The sequence below is a fragment of the Curtobacterium sp. MCBA15_012 genome (assembly GCF_001864935.2).
Taxonomy (GTDB): domain Bacteria; phylum Actinomycetota; class Actinomycetes; order Actinomycetales; family Microbacteriaceae; genus Curtobacterium.
In genome coordinates this window covers 589,067-609,987 of record NZ_CP126267.1, presented here as the reverse complement: position 1 = coordinate 609,987, position 20,921 = coordinate 589,067, and the positions used below count along the sequence as shown (strand labels likewise).

Here is a 20,921-nt window from a genome sequence, read left to right as displayed (position 1 = left end):
TCCGGTATGTCCACAGAGGAGCGCCGTCCGGACGCATCCCGCCCCGGTATTGTCGGAGCGTGCGATGGAGTCGAGTGGGCTGGCCCGGTGTCGGGTACGTCTCGTTCGAGGACGTCGAGGGCTACGCCGAACACCTCGCCCGCCTGGTCACCGACGCCCCACCATCGGTCGCGGCCCTCGCCTCCGTGACCTGGAACGAAGCCCGGATCGCCGCGTGGCACGACACCGACCAGCAGACCCCGTCCGGCGCCCAGGACACGGCAGGCATCGACGACGCCCCGACCCGGTCGGTCCGGGCGGTCGTGGTGGTCCGCACCGACGAGGTCCTCGACACCCCGGACGGTCTGTGGCGGCGCTGGAACCACGCGCAGGTCACGCTCGACTTCGAGCGGGCCGTGCTCGAACCGGCCGACACCGCTCCGCTCGCCGTCCTGGCGGGCGACGTGCAGGTCTCGCGCGGTGAGATCGCCCACGTCGACGCCGACGTCTGGGAGCTCCGGCTGCTCCTCTCCCCCACCGGCGAGCTCGCGGTGCACTTCCGGGACGTCGCGATCGCGGTGCGGCCGGTGCACGAGCAGGTGTGGACCGACCTCGGGGAGCGTCCGGCGCACGGCTGGCACGGTCCGGTGCCGGACGGCTGGCTGGAGTGGGCAGCGCCGGCGGTCCGTGCGGCCGGGCACGGTGACGTCGGGGGCCTGTCGCTCGAGCTGGACGGGTTCGGCGTCGACCCGACCGGCATCGACGAGGTCGACCCCCGCTGGGGTTTCGCCCCGCTGCACGCCGCCGCGTGGTTCGACCGACGCGGCACGATCGAGGCGCTCCTGGAACGCGGCGCGGACGTCACGGTGCCGGACGCCGAGGGCCGCACGGCGCTCGACCTCGCGCGCGAGCGCGGTGCGCGCCGGGCCGAGGAGGCGCTGCTCGCCTGGTACGACCGGCCCGCCACCGACGACCCCGCCGTCTGACACCCGGCTCGCGACCCGCGGGGCCGACGGGCGGAACGCGACACGGCCCGCGATGGAGCAGTCGTCGTCGGGTCACGCCGGCGGACCCGACGACGACTGCTCCATCGGGGGCGGGGTCGGGTCCGGGACCGGGACCGGACGGGAGGCGCGGTGCCAGCTGACACCGTCCTCCCTCGCAGGCTCGGTCGGCGCGCCCCGCGCAACGCTCCGCGTCGCCGCAGAGCGGGGCGCGCCCGTCCGTCAGCGGGTCCGCTCGGCGGACCCCCGCGCCGCCGAGCGGGGCGCGCCCGTCCGTCAGCGGGCCGCGTCAGTCGCGACGCGTCTCGAGCGCGTTCGCCTGCGCGACCTTCCCGTACCAGCGCGCCGAGTCCTTCGGCGTGCGCGCGAAGGTCTCGCGGTCCCACGCCACGAGCCCGAAGGTCGGCCGGTAGCCGGAGGCCCACTCGTAGTTGTCGAGCAGGGACCAGTGCTGGTAGCCGAGGACCTCGATGCCGTCCTCGATGCAGCGGTGGATCCCCTCGAGGGCGCCCTGGGTGTAGGCGACCCGGCGGGAGTCGTCGGCGGTGGCGATGCCGTTCTCGGTGATCATCAGCGGCACGTGGCCGGAGAGCTCCCACGCGCTGCGGAGTCCGTCGGCCGAGGCCTCGGGGTAGAACTCCCACCCGGTCAGGGTCGTCTCGACGTCCTCCGCGACCGGGACCGGCCCGGAGGCGCCGATGAACGTGCGCGTGTAGGCCTGCACGCCGAGGAAGTCGTCGCCGGCGGCCTGCTCGAGGTACCAGTCGTCGCGCGGGTACCCGTACTCGCGGAGCATCTGCTCGGACCCGGGCTCACCGTTCGCGCGGAACGCCTGCGTCGCGATGGTCCAGCCGGACTGCAGGCCGGAGACCTGCGACAGGACCTCGCGGGAGCGCTTGTGCGAGGCGAGCAGCTGGTCGGCCACGTGCAGGTCCGGGTTGGGGAGCCCGTACGCGACCAGGTTCGCGGCGTCCTCGCCCCCGGCGAGCATCGCGGCGATGTTCGGCTCGTTGATCGTGCAGACGTAGCGGACGCCGTCCTGCACGACGGGGAGCGCGGCCTCGGTGTAGCGGGCGAAGAGGTCGGCGGCGTCGTCGGCGCGCCAGAACCCGTCGCGCTCGAACCAGCGCGGGACGGTGAAGTGCATGAGCGTGACGATCGGTTCGATGCCGGCCTCGTGGCAGGCCTCGACCATGCGGCGGTAGTGGTCGATCTCGGCACGCGAGACGTGGCCGCGCTCGGGCTCGATGCGCGCCCACTCGATGCTGAACCGGTAGGAGTTCAGGCCGAGGTCGGCGGCGATCCTGATGTCCTCGCGGTAGCGGTGGTAGCTGTCCGCGGCGTCGCCGGAGGGTTCGACGATGGTGGTGTCGGGCTCGTGCTCGTGCACCCACCAGTTGCTGTTGACGTTGTTGCCCTCGATCTGGTGGGCGGCGGTGGCGGCGCCCCAGAGGAAGCCGTCGGGGAACTGCAGCGTGGTGATGATGGGTCCTCTCGGTGCGTCGGCGTCAGTGCGCCGACAGGAAGTCGTCGAACAGCGCGATGGTCGCGGTGGGGTTCTCGACGTGGGGTCCGTGGTAGCTCGTGGGGACGACCTCGTAGCGTGCGCCGGTGTCCTCGGCCATCTGCCGCTGCCACGGGATCGGCCAGGCGCCGTCCCACTCGCCGTGCGCCACGAGGACCGGGAGCCCGGTCGCGCGGAGCTCGGCGGAGCTGTCGGTGTGGTCCTCGAGGATGTGGCCGCCGGCGACGACGCTCAGCGGGCTGGTCGCGTCGAAGCGGTCGCGCACCATGCGGACGTCGTCGGGGAGTTCCTCGTCGGGACGGCCGGCCCACAGCGGGTTCGTGGCGTCGAACAGCGTGCGGAGGTCGCCGGCGGTGTCGTGCAGGATCGTCAGCTCGGTGACCTTGCGGTAGGGCCAGCCGTACGGGCCGGAGCAGAACTGCACGACGCTCCGGAACGACCGCGGCGACGCGATGGCGGCCGCGCGGGCGATCACGCCGCCGAGCGAGTGTCCGATCAGGTGGACGGGCGCGCCGTCGTCGAGCAGTGCGGCGACCCGGACGACGTCGGCGGCCTCCTGCTCGAGCGAGTAGTCGCGGGGCGAGGTGGGCGCGGCGGAGTCGGCCTGGCCACGGCGGCTGATCGCGACCGCGGTCCAGCCGGCCTCGCGGAGGAGCGGCATGAAGGTGCGCCAGTCCTCCTTCGAGCCGGTGTACCCGGGGACGACCAGGACCGTGCCCTTCGACGGCCCGGACGGGACCACGCGGTAGGCGGTGAGCCGCCCGACCGGGAGGTCGACGCCGACGACGTCGACCCCCTCGGGCGTGGGCAGGTGGCCGAAGGGCGGGACGGACGGGAACTCGTGGAGCGTGCTCATGCGAGCAGTGTCCGCCGCGGGTTCGGCACCGCGTCCAGCAGCGCGACCGTGTAGTCGTCCTGCGGGTGCTGCAGCACCTCGGCCGTGCGGCCGCGCTCGACCACGGCGCCGTCGTGCAGCACCATGACGTCGTCGGTGATGAGGCGCGCGCTGAGCAGGTCGTGCGTGATGTAGAGGAGCGAGACGCCCCACTGCTCCCGCAGGTCCTCGAGCAGCGCGAGCACGCCGGCGCGCAGCGTGACGTCGAGCATCGAGACGGGCTCGTCGGCGATGATCACCTGCGGGTCGCTCGCGAGCGCCCGGGCGATGACCACGCGCTGCCGCTGCCCGCCGGAGAGCTGGTGCGGGAGCTTCTGCGCGAACTGCTCGACGGGCGTCAGGCCCACGGTCTCGAGGATCTCGAGCATCCGGCGCCGGGCGTCCCGGCCGCGGAGCCCGGTGTAGTTCGCGATCGGCCGGGACAGCGTGTACTCGACCGTGTGCAGCGGGTTGAGCGCCGCGTACGGGTCCTGGAACACCATCTGCACCTCGGAACGCAGGTCCTTCAGGCCGCGCCTGCCGAGCTTCGCCACGTCGGTGTCGCCGAACCGGACCGTGCCGCTGGTGGGCTGCTCGACGCCGGTCAGCATCTTCGCGATCGTCGACTTGCCCGAGCCGGACTGGCCGACGAGGGCGAGCGACTGCCCGGGCTCGAGCGTGAACGAGACGTCGCGCACGGCCTGCACGGGCTGCTCGCCGCGACGGGGTGCCGGGTAGGTCTTCACGAGGTGCTCGACCACGATCGGGTTCTTCGCCGCGGAGCGCTCGCGCGACCCGACCGTGCTGAACGACGACGTCGTCTCCTGCCGCGTGGCCGACGGGTCGCGCAGGGAGCGGTCGGGGAAGCCCGGCAGGCTCACGACCTCCGCACGCGGGTCGGCGTAGTGCGACAGGAGCATCTTCGTGTAGTCGTCCTGCGGGTCGCGGAGGACCTCGAGCGAGCGGCCGTCCTCGACGATCCGCCCCTCGTGCATGACGAGCACGCGCTCGGTCGCCTCGAGCACGATGCCGAGGTCGTGGCTGATGAGGACCGCGGTGAACCCCTCGGACCGCTGCAGCTCGATGATGGTGTCCATCACGGCGTGCTGCACGAGGACGTCGAGGGCCGTGGTCGGCTCGTCGAACACCATGAGCTGCGGCTCGAGGGACAGCGCGAGGGCGATCGACACGCGCTGGCGCATGCCGCCGGAGAGCTCCCCCGGGTAGCGCGCGAGCATCGACTCCGGCAGCTTCACCTTGCCGACGAGTTCGCGCATCCGGGCGTCCCAGCGCTCCCGCGGCACGTGGCCGTGAGCCTTGAAGACGTCGCCGAAGTGGTTCCGGACGGTCCGCACCGGGTTGAGCGCGTTCATGCCGGACTGCAGCACCATCGCGAAGCCGCCCTGCCGCTGCTGGCGCAGCGCCTCGGCGTCGAGGTCGCGGATGTCGCTCCCGGCGAAGACGATGCTGCCGCCGTTCGTGCGCGCCGGCGGCTTCTGCAGCCGGGTGAGCGCGTAGCCGAGGGTCGACTTGCCCGAGCCGGACTCACCGACCAGGCCGACGAACTCGCCCTTGCGCAGGCTGAACGAGACGTGGTCGACGGCCTGGACGGCCGTCTGGCCGGCCGACTCGTAGACGACCGACAGGTCGCGCACGTCGAGCAGGACGTCCTGCGTGGCGTGGGTGGCGTCGGACGGGAGGCGCGTGGCGGCGCCGCCACGGGCCTCCAGGCCGTCGCTGGTCACGTCGGGTGTCTGGCCGCTCATGCTGCTGCCTCCTTCTTGCGGCGCGCGCCCTCGCGCAGTCGCGGGTTGGACACGGCGTCGACGCCGAAGTTGATGAGGGTGAGGCTCATCGCCAGGAGGGCGATGCAGAGACCGGGGGCGAACAGCAGGACCCACTGGCCGGTGAGCAGCGCGTTCGAGTTCTGCGCCCAGTAGAGGATCGTGCCCCAGCTGACGATCGAGGAGTCGCCGAGTCCGAGGAACTCGAGGCCCGCCTCGGCGAGGATCGCGCTCGTCGCGGCGCCGAAGAAGCTGCCGACGATGAGGCTCGTCATGTTCGGCAGGATCTCGCGGAACACGATGCGGGTCGCGCCCTCGCCGGAGAACTGCGCGGCGGTCACGAAGTCACGGCTGCGGAGCGACTGCGTCTGGGAGCGGAGCACGCGTGCACCCCATGCCCAGCCGGTGACGACGATCACCGCGATGATGACCGCGATGCCGCCGTTCTGGAGGTACGCCGCGATCACGATCATCAGGGGCAGGCCCGGGATGACGAGGAACAGGTTCACGACGAACCCGATGACCTCGGCGACCCAGCCGCGGATGTAGCCCCAGCTCAGGCCGATCGCGACGGCGACGAACGTGGACAGGAAGCCCGCTACCGCACCGACGAGCACCGAGACCCGGGCGCCGTAGATGATCTGGGAGAGGACGTCCTCGCCGGCGGCGGTCGTGCCCATCCAGTGCGCCCAGCTGGCGTCGGCGTTGCGGGCGAAGCCGTTCTGGCTCGCGCCGTACGGGGCGAGGAGCGGGGCGGCGATCGCGACCAGGACGAAGAAGCCGAGGATGCAGATGCCGACGCGGGCCTTGGTGTTGCTCCAGACGACGCCGAACTGGCGGCCGACGGACTTCCACCTGGAGGGGGCGGCCTGCTGTTCCGGCCCGTCCTGTGTGCGTACTGCGACGGTTGTGTCGGGTGTGCGCGTGTTGGTCATCGGCGCGTCCTCGGGTGGTTGTCGTCGGCGCAGCACGCCGCCTTCGTGAGGTTGTTGGTCATCGGCGCGTCCTCGGGTGGTTGTCGTCGGCGCAGCACGCCGCCTTCGTGAGGTTGTTGGTCATCGGCGCGTCCTCGGGTCCAGGACGCCGTACAGGACGTCCACGATGAAGTTGGCGATGAGCACCGACACGGTGATCATCAGGAAGAGGGCCTGCATGAGCGGGTAGTCCTGCCCGATCACGGCGTTGAACAGCAGGTAGCCGATGCCCGGGTAGCCGAACACCTGCTCGACCAGGACCGAGCCGCCGACGACACCGCCGAGGGCCAGGCCGAAGCCGGTCAGGTTCGGCAGGATCGCGTTCCGTGCGGCGTACCGGATCGCGACCGTGCGGCCGCGGAGACCGTTCGCCTCGGCGAAGGTGACGTAGTCGTCGCCGAGGGTGTTGATCATGGCGTTGCGCATGCCGATGATCCAGCCGCCGAGGCTCGTGACCAGGATCGTCACCGCCGGGAGGATCGCGTGCCGGAGCACGTCGCCGACGTACTCGCCGTTCCAACCGGGGGTGCTCGTCGCCGAGGACGCCCCGGTGGTCGGGAACCAGTGCAGGACGTAGCCGAGGAAGAACAGCAGCAGGAGCGCCGTCCAGAAGTACGGGAACGTCGACATGAACGAGCCCGAGAGCGTCGGGAGCGAGTCGAGCCAGGTGCCGCGCTTCCAGGCCGCCGCGACGCCGATCAGCGTGCCGATCACGAACGCGAGGATCGTGACCGTGCCGACGAGGACGAGCGTGTACGGCAGGGCCCGGCCGACGAGGTCACCGACGGGCTGCGGGTAGAACGTGTAGCTCGTGCCGAAGTCGAGGGTGACGACCTGGTGCAGGTAGCTGACGTACTGGTCCCAGAGGTTGCCGCTGGGGACGCCGAGCTGGGCCTCGATGGCCTTCTTGGTCGCGTCGGTGACGGGACCGTTCTGGCTGAGCTTGGCGAGTGCGGCGTCCGAGGGGCTGCCCGGCATGAGGCGCGGGAGCACGAAGTTCAGCGTGACCGCGGCCCACAGGGTGAGGACGAAGAGGACGAGTTTCTGGAGGACGTACTTCACTTGCCTGCCTCCGTCTGCTGCGTCTTCTGGCGCTGTTCGTCGAGGATCGCCTTGCCGGCCGCGCTGTCACGGAGCCGGAGCTTCGTGAAGATGAGCAGCGGGGCGGAGTCGTAGTTCTGCGGCGCCATGTACGGGTCCTCGGCACTCGGCCAGCCGACGAACTTCGCGTCGCTGAACAGTCCCCAGAGTCCGCCGTAGTACATGCCGATCACGGGCAGTTCGTCGTACACGATCCGCTGCAGCTGGTCGAGGATCCGCTGTTGCTCGGCCCGGTCGGTCGTGCCCCGGTACTCGTCGAGGAGCTTCTGGGTGTCCGCGTCGCGGTAGCGCTCGTAGTTGTTCACCGTCGACTTGCCGACCGGCTGGTAGAAGTCGCTCGACAGCAGCGAGTTGTAGGCCTGGAACACGTCGCCGTTGCCCATGCCGCCCATCGCCATGTCGAACTTGCCGTTGTTGATGTTCTGCTGGTACCCGGCGGGCTGCGGCGCCTGCAGGTTCACCTTGATGCCGATCTTCCCGAGGTCGCGCTGGACCTGCTGGGCGGCGCGGAGCCAGTCCGAGTACCCGTTCGCGGTCATCAGGTTGATCTCGAGCTGCTTGCCGTCCTTGACGAGCTTGCCGCCCTGCTGGGTGTAGCCGGACTTCGCGAACTCGGCGAGGGACCGTTCGGTGTCCTGCGTGATCAGGCCCTTGTCCGGGATCGACGGGTCGAGGAACTGCTCCTGGTTCGGCAGGATCAGGCCGGTCTGCCCCGCGGCGCTGAGGTTGCCCTCGGACGCCGTCTCGGCGATGTCGTCGCGGTTCAGCGCGTACGAGATGCCCTTGCGGACGTTGACGTCGTCGTACGGCGCCTTCGTCAGGTTCGGGATGAGGCCGATGACGCCGCCGGCCGGGAACCACCACTTGTTGGTGTCGGCGGCCGCGCCCCAGGTGCCCTTGACGTCGGAGATGAACGAGTACGCCCAGTCGTAGCCGCGTGTGACGGTGTCGAGCTGCGTGTTCGTCGCCGGCAGGACGAGGTGCTCGATCGCGATCTTGTCGGCCTGCCAGTACCGCGGGTTCTTGTCCATCGAGTACTGCTGGTCGGAGTAGTTGCCGAGCACGAACGGGCCGGTGCCGACCGGGTTCGGGTCGCGCCACGTGACGGGGTCCTTCACCCCGCCGTAGTGCCGCTCGCCGAGGATGTACGTCGCGCCGATGATGTTGAGGCTCGGCACGTCCTCTCCCTTGAGGTGGAAGACGACGTGGTCACCGTCCCGCTCGATGCGGTCGATGTGCTGCCAGGCGCCCTTGACGTCCATCGCGGGGAACTTCTTGAGCAGGTCGAACGTGAAGACGACGTCCTTCGCGCTGAAGGGCGTGCCGTCGGACCACTCGACGCCCTTCCGGATCGTCATGTCGATCGTCCGCGCGTCCGGGAGGTCCCAGGAGCTCGCGAGCCACGGGGTGCCCTTGCCGTCGAGCGGGTTGATCTCGATGAGCGGCTCGTACATCCACTTGCTCGCGGTGCGGGCGTTCGAGATGTACGGGTTGAAGTTGCGGTCGAACAGCGGGTTGCCGCGGTCCGCGTTGATGAGCATCGTGTCCTTGCCGATGCTCGGGTCCGGTTGGGACCGGACCTGGATGCTGCAGCCGGTGGCGGCGAGGGCCACGACGGCGATGCCGGCGAGCGCGGCCGTCAGGCGTCCGCGACGGCGGCGGCGCTGTGGGGGAAGCGTCATTGCTCGGTCGACCTCCGTGTCGAGTGGGTACGTGGTCAATGTATGCGCTTACATGGCGCGATGCAAGCGAGCGCGTTGTTTCCCGGGGCGACACGGCGCGTGCGGCGCGGACGCCCCTCAGACGGACGGCGGGCAGCTCTCGCGCAGCAGGACCTCGACCGGCAGTCGCACGGCGCGCGGTGGTCCGTCGCGGTGCTCCAGGCGGTCCACGATCGCGCGGACCGCAGCACGACCGAGCTCGGCCATCGGCTGGTGCACGGTCGTCAGGCGGGGCGACGAGAACCGTCCCGCGTCGATGCCGTCGAACCCCGTGACGACGAGTTCGTCGGGGACCCGTACGCCCCGCGCCGCCGCCGCGTCGAGCACACCGAGCGCCGACTGGTCGTTCGAGCAGACGATCGCGCGCGGCACCTCGGGTCCGTCGAGCAGCCCGACCGCGAGTTCCCGCGCCCGCACCCGCCCGAAGTCACCGTGCACGACGCGCACCGAGGACGCGGGCAGGTCGTGGTCGGCCAGGGCCTGCCGGAAGCCCGCCGACCGCTCGATGTCGTCCGGCGAGTCGATCGGTCCGGCGAGGTAGGCGAGCGACCGGATGCCGAGCCGGCCGATGACGTGCGACGCGACCGTGCGCATGCCGGCGGTGTTGTCGACGCTCACCGAGTCGAAGCCGTGCGAACGCCGGTCGTCGGCGAGCACCACGACCGGGATCCGGCGGGCGACGTGGTCGAGCAGCTCGTCCGGCACTGTCTGGGCCATGACCGCGAGCCCGTCGACCCGACCGGCGACGTCGTTCACGACGACGTCGCGGGACGGTCCACGCCCGGCGGCGACCATGAGCGCGAGCCCCCGCTGCCACGCCTCGACCTCGGCGCCGCGGAGGACCTCGTCGAAGTACAGGGCGGACGCGGTCGGCTGCGTGACGTGCCGCCGGTCGTCGACCACGCGCACGCCGCCGTCGGTGACGAGGTCGGGCCGTTCGTCCGGCACGACGTCGAACCCGGGCAGCAGGAGACCGACCACGCCGGTCCGCTTGCCGGCCAGGGCTCGGGCGTTGCCGGACGGGACGTAGCCGAGCGTGCGGATCGCCGCCTGGACCCGGTCGCGGGTGCCCTCGCGGACCGCGTCGGGCGTGCGGAGCACGCGCGAGACCGTGGCGATCGAGACGCCGGCCTCGGACGCGACGTCGTAGACCGTGGGCGGCGCCGTGCGCTGCGGACCCATGCCGCGCCTCCCGTCCGTCCTCCGTGACCGAGCCGCGCCCCTGCGCGGACGGACCATCCTAGGCACGGCCGCGGCGGCGGCTCCTCCACAGGTGGGCGGAAGCGCCTGCGTCCACAGGTGGCCGGAAGTGCTTGCGCTCCGCGGACAGGGCGCGGCACACTGATGCGACCTCAGTACGTCCCGTGAGGAAGCGCATCAGCAGGCCGGGGGCCTGCACCACCCGATGCCCACGCACACAGGAGGAAACATGTCACAGTCGACGCGTTCCGGCAGCAAGCACGCCATCCGCCTCACCACGGACGAGGCCGAGGTGCGCGACGCGCTGCTCGACCGATCCGACCACGGTGCCGCGTGGGCCGTGGAGGACCTCGAGGGGACGGACTCGGTCAGCGGTCCCTGAGCGACGGCGGGGCCTCCGGGTCGGCTCCCGCCCCGGGAACCGTCTCGGTCTCCAGCGCGGAGCCGATGATCGCCATGCCCGCGCCCCGCAGACGGCGCCGCTCCTGGGCGATGAACGTCAGGAGCCGCTCGTTCGTCCCGGCGACGTGCGCCGCGAGCATCTCGGCGGCACGGTCGGCGTCGCCCGCGCGGACCGCGTCGAGGATCGCGCTGTGCTCCTCCCACGCGGCCTCGCGGGCCTCGGCGGTGCGGACCTCGATCCAGCGCGTGCGCTCGAGCCGCGTGAGCGCGTCGGCGATGGCGTCGGTGACGAACCGGTTGCCGCCCAGCGCGGCGAGGTCGAGGTGGAACGTCGAGCCCATGCGGATGCCGGCCTCGCGGTCCGGTGTGCTGCGGAGCTGGTCGAGGTGCGCGCGGACCTCGTCGAGCTGGTCTGCCGAGGCACGCTCGACCGCCAGACGCGCGGCCGCGGGCTCGAGCACGCCACGGAGTTCGGCGAGCGAGGCGATCTCGTCGAGGTCGATCGGCGTCACCGTCCACGAGCGACCCTCGTGCAGGATGAGTCCCTCGCGCTCGAGCCGCGACAGGGCCGCCCGCACCGGGGTCCGCGAGGCGTGGAAGCGCCCCTCGAGCCCACGCTCGGAGATGCGCTCGCCCGGGGCGATGTCGAGGGTGAGGATGGCCTCGCGCAGGTTGTCGTAGAGCTGGGTCGTCTGGGACACCGGGGCGGCGTCGGACGTCGCCGCGTCGGCCGTCGTTGCATCGGTGTCGGTCACGGCAGACGAGCCTAGTGCGTTCCGCCACGATTGGTATACCGTCGCGGTGTACCGACTGGTACCGCCCCGGAACGACAGGCTGCACCGATGACCACACCCCGCCGCGCATGGACGATGCTCGCCCTCGGGGTCGCCGCACAGGCCGCGGGCACCCTCGTGGTCTCGGCGCCGGCGCTCCTCATCCCGCACCTGCTCGCGCAGGGCATGCCACTCGCCTCCGCCGGACTGTTCGCGGCGGCGCCGACGGTCGGCCTCGTGCTCACGCTCATCGCCTGGGGCGCGGTGACCGACCGGGTCGGCGAACGGGTCGTGATCGCCGGCGGCCTCGCGCTCACCACGCTCACCGTCGTGGCGGCCTGGCTGTCCGCGGGCGACCCCGTGCTGCTCGGGGCGGCGTTCCTCGCGGCCGGGATGACGAGCGCGTCCACGAACGCCGCCAGCGGCCGGGTCGTGGTCGGGTGGTTCCCGAAGGAGCGGCGCGGCCTGGCGATGGGCATCCGGCAGATGTCGCAGCCGCTCGGGGTGACCCTCGCGGCGGTCACCGTCCCGCAGCTCCCGGAGGGGTCAGGCATCCGGGCCGCGCTCGTGCTGCCGTTCGTCCTGTGCGCCGTGCTCACCGTGCTGTGCGCCGTGGGGATCGTCGACCCGCCGCGACCCGCACGAGCCGCGGCACCGGCGCATCCGCTCGGTGCGGGGCCCGGCCTGCGATCGGAGGCGTCGGCGAACCCGTACCGGTCGTCCGGGTTCCTGTGGCGGCTGCACGCGGTGTCGGTGCTGCTCGTGGTGCCCCAGTTCACGCTGTCGACCTACGGGCTGGTGTGGCTCGTCGGGCTCGGGTGGTCGACCCCCGCGGCGGGGCTCCTCGTCGGGGCGTCCCAGTTCGTCGGGGCGGTCGGGCGGATCCTCGTCGGGGCGTGGAGCGACCGTGCGGGCTCACGCGTCGGACCGCTCCGGGTGGTCGCGGTGTCGGCAGCGGTGGTGATGGGGGTGATGGCGCTCGTCGACGTGTCGCACTGGGCGGCGGCGGCCGTGTTCCTGCTCGTCGCCACGAGCGTGACCGTGGCGGACAACGGGTTGGCGTACACCTCCGTCGCCGAGGCGGCCGGTCCCGCGTGGTCGGGCCGGGCGCTCGGGACGCAGAACACCGGGCAGTTCCTCGCGGCGAGCGCCGTGGGCCCGGGTGTCGGCGCGCTCGTCGGGGCGCTCGGGTTCGCGGCGTCGTTCGGGATCGTCGCCGTGCTGCCCCTGCTCGCGCTGCCGTTGGTGCCGCGCACGGACCGCTCGCACGACTGACGCGCCCGCACCGGCCACCGATCGGACGGGGACGGGCGACCGGGCGACCGGGCAACCGGGCAACCGGGCAACCGACGAGGGCCGAGTGCGCAGGACATGCCGTCGGCGTCCCGCCGGGCGGGCACGGGCGGTCGCCCGGCGGCGCCGAGTGTGACGGAAACGGCACGCTCGGTGCCGCCGGGCCGGCAGGACAGCGGGGCGGCAGGACAGCGGGCGTCAGGCCGGGACGGCGGGGCCGACCGGCCAGCGCAGGAGCGCAGCGGCCGCGGCACCGCCGGGCAGCGACGCCGCGTTCACGAGCACGAGCTCGGCGTCCGTGAGCACCGCCGCCCGCACGAGCGCGCACACGGCGGGTACCGCACCGACCACGGGCGTCCCGGCGGCCTGCTCCGGTGCGGTCGCGACCCACGGGGCGCCGGCGAGCGCCAGGAGCGTGCGGTCCCCGACCGCGACGGCGTCGAGCGCCACGACCGACCCCTGCGCCTGCTGCAGTGCGGACACCACGGAGCCGAGTCCGGTCACCGCGAGGTTGTCGCCGCGGCCGACGTGCGTGCGGAGCAGGTCCTCGAGGTCGTGCCGGCGGGTGGCGATCACCCGGGCGAGGGCGATCTCGACGTGCTCGACGAACGCCTGCCGCGCCGCGTCGTCCGACCGCGGGTCGACGGGCACGGTGGTGACGAGCGCACGCGCCTCGGTGGAGAGCGCCTTGACGAGCAGCTCCCGCGCGGTGACGTCCCCCGCGACGACGACGAGCCCGGGGCGCAGGCGGCGGACGGCCTCGTCCACGGCCCCGGCGACCTCGGCCGAGGTCTGCTTCCAGATCTCCTCGGTGTGGGCCTGCCAGTGCGGCTGCTTCCACCCGGTCCCGGCCTTCGCGTAGTGCAGGGTGTCGGTGCGGCCCTGCACCTGCTGCTCGTCGACGACCGACGGGGCGTGGCCGAGGCGGTAGGCGCGGAGGGTGCCGCCCTCACGGGTGACGTGCACGACCAGGAACGGCAGGTCGATCGGGCGGTGCGCGACGAGCGGCACGAGGTCGGGCACGGCCCCGACACCGATCGCCTCGGCACCGTGCAGGTGCCCGGGGAGCACCTCGCTGAGGACGAGCTCGCCGTCGTGGACGAGCACGTACCGGGCCACCGGCGACGGGACGCCCGGTTCCTGCTCGAACTCGGCGGCGATCGTGTCCACCACGTCGGCGCTCGCGCCCTGGGCACGCAGGGACTCCTCGACCGCCCGGAGCTTCAGGGCCGCCTGCCGCCGCGGGTCCTCGACGTTGCCGGACACGTCGGCGTAGGCCCACGCCCACGTGCCACCGCCCTCCAGCCGCTCCCCCAGGATCCCGTGCAGTTCGCTCGTCGCGTTGGTGGACGTCATGACAGCTCCTCTCGGCGGTGCGCCGGGGCGTCACGAACCCCGACGTGTCGTGTGCGGTCCACCATCCCCCTGCCCGGCCGGGCGTGCCCACGGCTCGGAGCCGACACCCAGCCGAGGCGGCTCCGTGCGACCGCCGACCAGCGACCAGCGACCAGCGACCAGTAACCAGCGACCCGTAACCAGCAACCAGCAACCAGCAACCAGCAACAACCGACCACCGACCACCGACCGGCGCGCCTCCCGCCGCCCCTACCGGCCCAGGTAACGACCAGCCGTGAAAAGCCGTGAACGCCTTCGTGAAAACACAGCGGCGCTCGGTTCCGTGCTCTACTGGCGGAGAACCCGATCCGACGACGAACCGGAGCTCAGGCAATGACGCCAACACCATCTGGACGACAGCTGTCGAGAAGAAACCTGCTCAGCCTCGGGCTCGGCACGGCTGCGGCGGGCTTGCTCGCCGGCTGTGCCGTCCCGGGTTCGACCAACGTGAACAAGGCGGCGGTGATCCCGGCTGCGGCCGGTGGCGAGACCGTGCAGATCACGTACTGGGCGTGGCTCAAGGACCTGCAGAAGGTCTGCGACGTCTGGAACGCGAAGAACCCCCGCATCCAGGTCACCGCGAACTGGATCCCCGGCGGCAACAGCGGCGGGTACCAGAAGATGTACTCCGCGCTCGCGGCCGGCGGCGGTCCGGACATCGGGCAGGTCGAGCTCCGCCAGATCCCCGAGTTCATGCTCGCGAACGGCCTGGTGGACCTGGCCCGCTACGGCGCGAAGGACCTCCGGTCGAAGTACGACGACGCCGCCTGGGCCCAGGTCGAGTTCGTCGACGGCGTCTACGGCATCCCCCAGGACACCGGTCCGATGGGCTTCTACTACCAGACCGCGATCCTCGAGCAGGCCGGCGGCGAACCCCCGACGACGTGGGACGAGTGGAAGGTCCTGGCCGACAAGGTCCGGAAGACCGGCAAGCAGAACTACCTCGAGGTGTTCCCGGTCGCCGACGCGTCGCCCTTCGCCGCGTACGCCCAGCAGGCCGGCGCGCGGTGGTTCAAGGTCGACGGCGACGAGTGGGTGATCGACATGACCGACGACGCCACGCTGCGGGTCGCCGCGTTCTTCGACGGCTGCATCGACGACGGGCTCGTCGACACCTCGGCCGGCGCCTACACCCCCGGCTGGTACGCCGCGTGCGCGAACGGTCGGATCGCCGCCGTCACGAGCGCGAGCTGGGGCGACGCCCTCATCCAGTCCATCCAGGGCGGCGAGGGCAAGTGGAAGGTCGCGCCGATGCAGAAGTGGGACGCGTCCGGGTTCGGCTCGAGCGCGATCGGCGGCTCGAGCGCCGCGGTCCTGGCGAACGCGAAGCACCCGAAGGAGGCGCTCGAGTTCATCACCTGGATGACCACGTCGAAGGAGGGCATCGACGCGATGATCAAGTACTGCGGCATCGGGTGGTCCCCCGCGAAGGACTACATCGGAGCAGCGCGCCAGCAACCGAGCGCGTGGTTCTCCGGGCAGGACTACAACGAGGAGGTCTTCGCCCCCGCGGCGAAGGAGCAGAACATCGACTGGTCGTGGTCCCCCGTGACCCAGTCGGCGTTCACGAGCCTGCAGAACCAGTTCCGGCGCAAGCTCACCGGCGGCCTGAAGCTGACCGACGCCGTCGAGCTCGCCCAGCGGGAGATCGTCCAGTCCTTCAAGGACAAGGGCCTCAGCGTGAGGACGGCACGATGACCGCCACCCAGCCGCGCTCCGGCTACCGCACGAGCACCAGGGCCACGAGCGCCCAGAAGCGCGCCCCGTGGATCCTCCTCGCCCCGTTCCTCGCGCTGTTCGTCCTGACGTTCATCATCCCGATCATCAGCGCGCTGTTCCAGAGCTTCACCACCGTCGACCGCGAGGGGCTCTTCGGCGAGGACGGCGTCACCGGCCGCTTCGCCGGCTTCGACAACTACGCGATCGCGCTGCAGGACTCCGGGTTCGTCGCGTCGATCGGCCGCATGCTCCTGTTCGGCATCGTGCAGGTGCCGGTGATGATCATCGCGTGCACGATCCTCGCGCTCCTGCTCGAGTCGGCGAGCGCCCGCTGGCCGGCGTTCTTCCGCGCGGTCTACTTCATGCCGTACGGCGTCCCGGGCGTCATCGCGACGATCCTGTGGTCGTTCCTGTACGTGCCCGGCCTGTCCCCGATCATCGACCTGCTCCAGGCGGTGGGGCTGCAGCCGGACTTCCTCGGCGCGAACAGCGTGCTGTGGTCGATCGCGAACATCGTCACGTGGACCTACACGGGCTACAACATGCTCATCATCGTGGCGCAGCTGAAGTCCATCCCCGGTGAGGTCTACGAGGCTGCCAAGATGGACGGCGCCGGCCCCTTCCAGGTCGCCTGGCGGATCCAGATCCCGCTCATCGCCCCGGCACTCGTCCTCACGACGGTGTTCTCGATCATCGGCACGCTGCAGCTCTTCGCCGAGCCGCAGATCCTGTCCACGGTCGCCCCGGCGATCGACACCGAGTACACGCCGAACTACGCCGCCTACACGAACGCGTTCGCCTTCAACGAGTACGGCGTCGCGAGTGCGCAGGCCGTGATCATCGCGTTGGCCGCGTTCGTCCTGTCGTTCGCGTTCCTCGCCCTGACGAACCGTCCGCCGAAGCACGAACGCGACCAGGACCGTCGCGCGAAGCGTGACGGCCGGGAGGCGCGGCGCGCCCTCCAGACGCGCGGTACCACCGGCGGGCCCACCCGCCCGGCGACCGGCGTCGCCCACCGCAGCACGACCACGGGAGCCGCCACGGGCCTCCCGGCTGACCGCAAGGGGGCGGAAGCATGACCAGCGAAGCGATCGAGGCACCTGCGACGAAGCAGAACGCCCTCCCGGTCGACACCACGTCGATCACCGCGCACCAGCGGCGCAAGCTCGACCGGACCCCGACCTCGCAGATCGTCGTCACCGCCATCCTGGTGATCGTCGCGGTCTACTTCCTGGTGCCGCTGTACTGGGTCGTGATCGCCGCCACGAAGACGACCGGCGCGCTGTTCGCGACGAACGGGTTCTGGTTCGGCGGCGAGTTCGCCCTGTTCAGCAACATCCAGCAGGTGTTCTCGTACGACGGCGGCATCTTCGTCCGGTGGATCGCGAACAGCGTCCTCTACTCCGGCGTCGGCGCGGTCCTCGCGACCTACTTCGCCGCGGCTGGCGGGTACGCCCTGGCGAAGTACGAGTTCCGCGGCCGCCAGCTCGTGTTCGGCACGATCCTCGGCGGTGTGCTCGTGCCGGGGACCGCGACGGCGCTGCCGCTGTTCCTGCTGTTCTCGACCATGGGCCTGACCGACACGTACTGGAGCGTGCTCATCCCGAGCCTGGTGTCGCCGTTCGGCCTGTTCCTGTGCCGGGTGTACGCGTCGGCATCGGTGGACACGGCACTCCTCGAGCAGGCGCGCATCGACGGCGCCGGCGAGATGCGGATCTTCCACACGATCGTGCTCCGCCAGCTGACGCCGGCGCTCGTCACGGTGTTCCTGTTCCAGGTGGTCGGGATCTGGAACAACTTCTTCCTGCCGCTCATCATGCTGGCAGACCAGAAGCTGTACCCGATCACACTGGGGCTGAACAACTGGCGCGCGCAGGTGGACCGGTTGCCCGAGTTCTACCAGCTCACCACCGGCGGGGTGCTCGTCTCGGTCATCCCGCTCGTCATCGCCATCATCGTCCTGCAGCGCTTCTGGCGCGGGGGCCTCACGGAAGGATCGGTCAAGGGTTGACCATCGCTGCTCACTCGTCCTCCACCCACTCCGCCCCGGAGGCAGCCGCCTCCGACCCCGCCGCGACCGCGCTCGCCGAACTCGCCTCGACGGCACCGGGTTCGGACACCCGGCTCGCCCCGAGGGCGTGGCTCCACACCGACGCCCCGTCCCTGTCGCTCGACGGGGAGTGGGACTTCCGGTGGTCGCCGGTCGCGGACGTCCCGGTGCCGGGGGTGGCCTCGGCGCCGTCCGGAGCGTCGTCGGGGGTGGAGGACGAGTGGGGCAGCATCCCCGTCCCGTCGCACTGGGTCCTGCACGGACACGGTGCGCCGAGCTACACGAACCTGCAGTACCCGTTCCCCATCGACCCGCCGCACCCGCCGGAGGAGAACCCCACCGGTGACCACCGCCGAACGTTCTCGTTGCCGTCGTCGTTCGACGCGGCCGACCGGGTGCTGCTCCGGTTCGACGGGGTCGAGTCGCACGTCCGGGTGTGGCTGAACGGCGAGCTCGTCGGGTGGTCGACCGGGTCGCGCCTGGCCACCGAGTTCGACGTGACCGCACTGCTGGTGCCGGGCGAGAACGAGCTGCTCGTCCGCGTGCACCAGTGGAGTGCGGCCTCGTACCTCGAGGACCAGGACCAGTGGTGGCTGCCGGGCATCTTCCGGTCGGTCACGCTGCTCGCCCGGCCGACCGCGCCCGTCGACGACGTCTTCGTGCGCGCCGGCTGGACCGCGACGCTCGGGGACGCCGCCACCGCCGGCACCGCCGCCTCGGGCCGTCCGTCGACCGGGACCGGCACCATCACGTTCCCGACGCTCGACGCGGCGTTCCCGGTGCGGTTCACCGTGCCCTCGCTCGACGTCGACGTCACGTGGGCCACCGCCGACGACGTCGCACCGATCACGGTCGAGGGCGTCGAGCCGTGGAGCGCCGAGCTCCCGCGGCTGTACGACGCCCAGGTGTCCACCGGCACCGCGGCCGGCGGGCGGACGGGCGGCGAGACCGTGTCGCTGCGCCTCGGCTTCCGCACGGTGCAGATCGTCGGCGACCGGTTCCTGGTGAACGGCGAGCGCGTGGTCTTCCACGGTGTGAACCGGCACGAGACCCACCCCGTCCGCGGCCGGGTGTTCGACGAGGAGCACGCCCGCGCGGACATGGCGCTCATGAAGCGGAACAACGTCAACGCGATCCGCACCTCGCACTACCCGCCGCACCCCCGCGTGCTCGACCTGGCCGACGAGCTCGGGTTCTGGGTCGTGCTCGAGTGCGACCTCGAGACGCACGGCTTCCTGTTCACCGACTGGGTCGGCAACCCCTCCGACGACCCCGCGTGGCGCGACGCCTACCTGGACCGGATCGCCCGCACGGTCGAGCGGGACAAGAACCACGCGTCCATCGTCATGTGGTCGCTCGGCAACGAGTCCGGCACCGGGCGGAACCTCGCCGCGATGGCGCAGTGGGTGCACGACCGCGACGACGAGCGGCCCGTGCACTACGAGGGCGACTACACGGGCGCCTACACCGACGTGTACTCGCGGATGTACCCGACGCTGCAGGAGACCGAGTCGATCGGCGGCGGCCCCGCGACCCCGCTGCTCGGCTGCGGTCCCGCCGAGGCCGCCCGACAGCGGTCGAAGCCGTTCCTGCACTGCGAGTACGTGCACGCGATGGGCAACGGCCCGGGGCAGATCGCCGAGTACGAGGCGCTCGTCGACAAGTACCCGCGCCTGCACGGCGGTTTCGTGTGGGAGTGGCGCGACCACGGGCTGCTCGCCCGGACCGCGTCAGGCGAGGACTACTACGCGTACGGCGGTGACTTCGGCGAGGTCGTGCACGACGGCAACTTCGTGATGGACGGTCTCGTGCTGCCCGACGACACCCCGACCCCGGGTCTGGCCGAGTTCGCCGCGGTCGTCGCGCCGATCCGGTTCTCGGTGTCCGACACCACGCTGCTCGTCGAGAACCGCTTCCACTCGGCGTCGACCGCCGGACTGCGGTTCTGCTGGACGCTCAGCCGGAACGGCGTCGTGGAGTCGTCGGGCCGGTTCGCGCCCGGGGTGGTCGCCGCCCGGCAGTCGGCCACGGTGCCCGTCCCCGACGAGGTCCTCGCCGCCGCGGCCGACACCGCAGCACTCGCCCCCGGCGACGAACTGTGGTTCGACGTGACCGCGGAGCTGGCGGGGCCGACCGCGTGGGCCGACACCGGCCACGTCGTCGCACGCACCCAGCGGCTCGTCGCGAGCCGACCGGGAGACGTACCACGGGCCTCCGGCACCGGGTGGGAGGGCGACCGTCTCGGCGACGGGACCTTCACCGCCCGGGGTGACCTGGTGTCCTGGAAGGGCCACGAGGTCGCCGGACCGCGGCTCGAGCTCTGGCGCGCACCGACCGACAACGACAGCCTCGCCTCGCAGGGCGGCTACGAGACGGCCGACCCGGTGCTCACCCAGGGTGTCGGCGACCCGACCGCGCCGCCCTCGGCCACCCGGTGGCGCGAGCGCGGCCTCGACCGGCTGACGCACCGGCTCGTCGCGGTGACGCGGACCGAGCACGGGCTCGAGCAGCGTGTGCGGGTGGCCGCGGCGAACAGCGGGTGGGGCGTCGACGTCACCCACCGCTGGACCCTGACGGACGCCGGGCTGCTGCTGCAGACCGACGCGGTGCCGTTCGGCGCGTGGGACGTCACCTGGCCCCGGATCGGCGTGCGGTTCGACCTGCCCGCGGCACTGCTCGACGACGAGGCGACCTGGTTCGGCACCGGACCGGCGGAGTCGTACGCCGACTCGTCGCACGCCGCGCGGGTCGGGCGGTTCTCGGCGCCGGTGCGTGCGCTCGGGGTCGAGTACTCGATGCCGCAGGAGACCGGACACCGGCCGTCCCTGCGTGCGCTGTCGGTGGGGCCGTTCACCGTGACCTCCGTCGGGGCGCACCGGGCGGGCTTCACGCTCTCGCCGTGGACCGCGCAGCAGCTGACCCGGGCGATGCACCCGTACGAGCTGCCCACGCCGGACCACGCGTACCTGTACCTCGACGCGGCGCAGCACGGGCTGGGGTCGCGGGCGTGCGGGCTCGACGTGCTGCCGGAGCACCAGCTGTGGCCGCAGGCGTTCTCGTGGAGCGTGGTGCTGGGGTAGCGGGGGCGGGCCGCGGGCGCGGGGCCGCGGGCGGTCGCGGGGCCGGG

The 20,921-nt window shown here is 71.9% G+C and carries 15 protein-coding genes and 1 pseudogene; 7 read left to right on the top strand and 9 right to left on the bottom strand.

Annotated features, from left to right (window positions below; all coding sequences use genetic code 11):
* Nucleotides 1-59: 59 nt before the first annotated feature.
* Complete coding sequence (locus tag QOL15_RS02880) at nucleotides 60-965, top strand: ankyrin repeat domain-containing protein (RefSeq protein ID WP_139197564.1); 906 nt, start codon at nucleotides 60-62, stop codon at nucleotides 963-965.
* A 307-nt stretch (nucleotides 966-1,272) separates the two neighbouring features.
* Here QOL15_RS02880 and QOL15_RS02875 read toward each other — a convergent pair whose 3' ends face one another.
* From QOL15_RS02875 to QOL15_RS02845, 7 genes are all read right to left on the bottom strand, one after another.
* Nucleotides 1,273-2,469, bottom strand: a complete 1,197-nt coding sequence (locus QOL15_RS02875) for a family 1 glycosylhydrolase (RefSeq protein ID WP_139197565.1) — start codon at nucleotides 2,467-2,469, stop codon at nucleotides 1,273-1,275.
* 22 nt (nucleotides 2,470-2,491) lie between these two features.
* On the bottom strand, nucleotides 2,492-3,364 hold the full coding sequence (locus QOL15_RS02870; RefSeq protein WP_071248989.1) for an alpha/beta fold hydrolase: 873 nt from the start codon (nucleotides 3,362-3,364) through the stop codon (nucleotides 2,492-2,494).
* Nucleotides 3,361-5,148, bottom strand: coding sequence for an ABC transporter ATP-binding protein (locus QOL15_RS02865; protein WP_083394093.1), 1,788 nt, complete (start codon nucleotides 5,146-5,148; stop codon nucleotides 3,361-3,363). Before QOL15_RS02865 ends, QOL15_RS02870 begins: the two co-directional genes overlap by 4 nt.
* Nucleotides 5,145-6,101, bottom strand: coding sequence for an ABC transporter permease (locus tag QOL15_RS02860; RefSeq protein ID WP_071248992.1), 957 nt, complete (start codon nucleotides 6,099-6,101; stop codon nucleotides 5,145-5,147). The genes QOL15_RS02865 and QOL15_RS02860 overlap by 4 nt, the downstream gene beginning before the upstream one ends.
* 120 nt (nucleotides 6,102-6,221) lie before the next feature.
* The gene (locus tag QOL15_RS02855) at nucleotides 6,222-7,202 is read right to left on the bottom strand and encodes an ABC transporter permease (RefSeq protein ID WP_065962774.1); all 981 of its coding nucleotides are present in this window, start codon (nucleotides 7,200-7,202) and stop codon (nucleotides 6,222-6,224) included.
* Nucleotides 7,199-8,923, bottom strand: a complete 1,725-nt coding sequence (locus QOL15_RS02850; RefSeq protein WP_175473861.1) for an ABC transporter substrate-binding protein — start codon at nucleotides 8,921-8,923, stop codon at nucleotides 7,199-7,201. The genes QOL15_RS02855 and QOL15_RS02850 overlap by 4 nt, the downstream gene beginning before the upstream one ends.
* 117 nt (nucleotides 8,924-9,040) lie before the next feature.
* Nucleotides 9,041-10,144: a LacI family DNA-binding transcriptional regulator gene (locus QOL15_RS02845; RefSeq protein WP_071248994.1), complete on the bottom strand. Its 1,104-nt coding sequence runs from the start codon at nucleotides 10,142-10,144 to the stop codon at nucleotides 9,041-9,043.
* Between the two features lie 247 nt (nucleotides 10,145-10,391).
* On the opposite strand from QOL15_RS02845, the gene QOL15_RS02840 reads away from it, so the two are divergent.
* Nucleotides 10,392-10,544, top strand: a complete 153-nt coding sequence (locus QOL15_RS02840; RefSeq protein ID WP_175473136.1) for a hypothetical protein — start codon at nucleotides 10,392-10,394, stop codon at nucleotides 10,542-10,544.
* Here the strand turns inward: QOL15_RS02840 and QOL15_RS02835 are convergent.
* On the bottom strand, nucleotides 10,531-11,319 hold the full coding sequence (locus QOL15_RS02835; protein ID WP_217637644.1) for a GntR family transcriptional regulator: 789 nt from the start codon (nucleotides 11,317-11,319) through the stop codon (nucleotides 10,531-10,533). The two genes, QOL15_RS02840 and QOL15_RS02835, sit on opposite strands and share 14 nt — an antisense overlap.
* Nucleotides 11,320-11,406: 87 nt before the next feature.
* On the opposite strand from QOL15_RS02835, the gene QOL15_RS02830 reads away from it, so the two are divergent.
* Nucleotides 11,407-12,612 (top strand): MFS transporter, encoded by a 1,206-nt coding sequence (locus tag QOL15_RS02830; RefSeq protein WP_071248995.1) that lies wholly within the window; start codon nucleotides 11,407-11,409, stop codon nucleotides 12,610-12,612.
* A 216-nt stretch (nucleotides 12,613-12,828) separates the two neighbouring features.
* Here the strand turns inward: QOL15_RS02830 and QOL15_RS02825 are convergent, their stop codons facing one another.
* A complete protein-coding gene (locus QOL15_RS02825) occupies nucleotides 12,829-13,986 on the bottom strand; it encodes a hypothetical protein (RefSeq protein ID WP_065962780.1) in 1,158 nt (385 codons plus the stop codon).
* Nucleotides 13,987-14,358: 372 nt separating this feature from the next.
* On the opposite strand from QOL15_RS02825, the gene QOL15_RS02820 reads away from it, so the two are divergent.
* The 4 genes and pseudogenes from QOL15_RS02820 to QOL15_RS02805 all read left to right on the top strand — a co-directional run bounded on the left by QOL15_RS02820 (nucleotide 14,359) and on the right by QOL15_RS02805 (nucleotide 20,874).
* Entirely contained in the window at nucleotides 14,359-15,723 is a 1,365-nt protein-coding gene (locus QOL15_RS02820; RefSeq protein ID WP_065962782.1) for an extracellular solute-binding protein, read from the top strand.
* Nucleotides 15,720-16,637, top strand: a pseudogene (locus tag QOL15_RS02815) (carbohydrate ABC transporter permease); the annotation flags it as partial. The gene QOL15_RS02820 and the pseudogene QOL15_RS02815, both read left to right, overlap by 4 nt.
* A gap of 182 nt (nucleotides 16,638-16,819) precedes the next feature.
* Nucleotides 16,820-17,755 carry a carbohydrate ABC transporter permease gene (locus QOL15_RS02810; RefSeq protein ID WP_253181646.1) on the top strand — a complete coding sequence of 312 codons (936 nt, stop codon included), beginning with the start codon at nucleotides 16,820-16,822 and terminating at the stop codon, nucleotides 17,753-17,755.
* Nucleotides 17,756-17,757: 2 nt separating this feature from the next.
* Nucleotides 17,758-20,874: a glycoside hydrolase family 2 TIM barrel-domain containing protein gene (locus QOL15_RS02805; protein ID WP_083230264.1), complete on the top strand. Its 3,117-nt coding sequence runs from the start codon at nucleotides 17,758-17,760 to the stop codon at nucleotides 20,872-20,874.
* Nucleotides 20,875-20,921 lie beyond the last annotated feature (47 nt).

What these genes read in the sequence shown, in the direction of transcription:
- QOL15_RS02870 (WP_071248989.1), bottom strand. Translation starts at nt 3,364, where the DNA reads ATGAGCACGCTCCACGAGTTCCCGTCCGTCCCGCCCTTCGGCCACCTG.
- QOL15_RS02865 (WP_083394093.1), bottom strand. Translation starts at nt 5,148, where the DNA reads ATGAGCGGCCAGACACCCGACGTGACCAGCGACGGCCTGGAGGCCCGT.
- QOL15_RS02860 (WP_071248992.1), bottom strand. Translation starts at nt 6,101, where the DNA reads ATGACCAACACGCGCACACCCGACACAACCGTCGCAGTACGCACACAG.
- QOL15_RS02850 (WP_175473861.1), bottom strand. Translation starts at nt 8,923, where the DNA reads ATGACGCTTCCCCCACAGCGCCGCCGCCGTCGCGGACGCCTGACGGCC.
- QOL15_RS02845 (WP_071248994.1), bottom strand. Translation starts at nt 10,144, where the DNA reads ATGGGTCCGCAGCGCACGGCGCCGCCCACGGTCTACGACGTCGCGTCC.
- QOL15_RS02840 (WP_175473136.1), top strand. Translation starts at nt 10,392, where the DNA reads ATGTCACAGTCGACGCGTTCCGGCAGCAAGCACGCCATCCGCCTCACC.
- QOL15_RS02830 (WP_071248995.1), top strand. Translation starts at nt 11,407, where the DNA reads ATGACCACACCCCGCCGCGCATGGACGATGCTCGCCCTCGGGGTCGCC.
- QOL15_RS02825 (WP_065962780.1), bottom strand. Translation starts at nt 13,986, where the DNA reads ATGACGTCCACCAACGCGACGAGCGAACTGCACGGGATCCTGGGGGAG.
- QOL15_RS02820 (WP_065962782.1), top strand. Translation starts at nt 14,359, where the DNA reads ATGACGCCAACACCATCTGGACGACAGCTGTCGAGAAGAAACCTGCTC.
- QOL15_RS02810 (WP_253181646.1), top strand. Translation starts at nt 16,820, where the DNA reads ATGACCAGCGAAGCGATCGAGGCACCTGCGACGAAGCAGAACGCCCTC.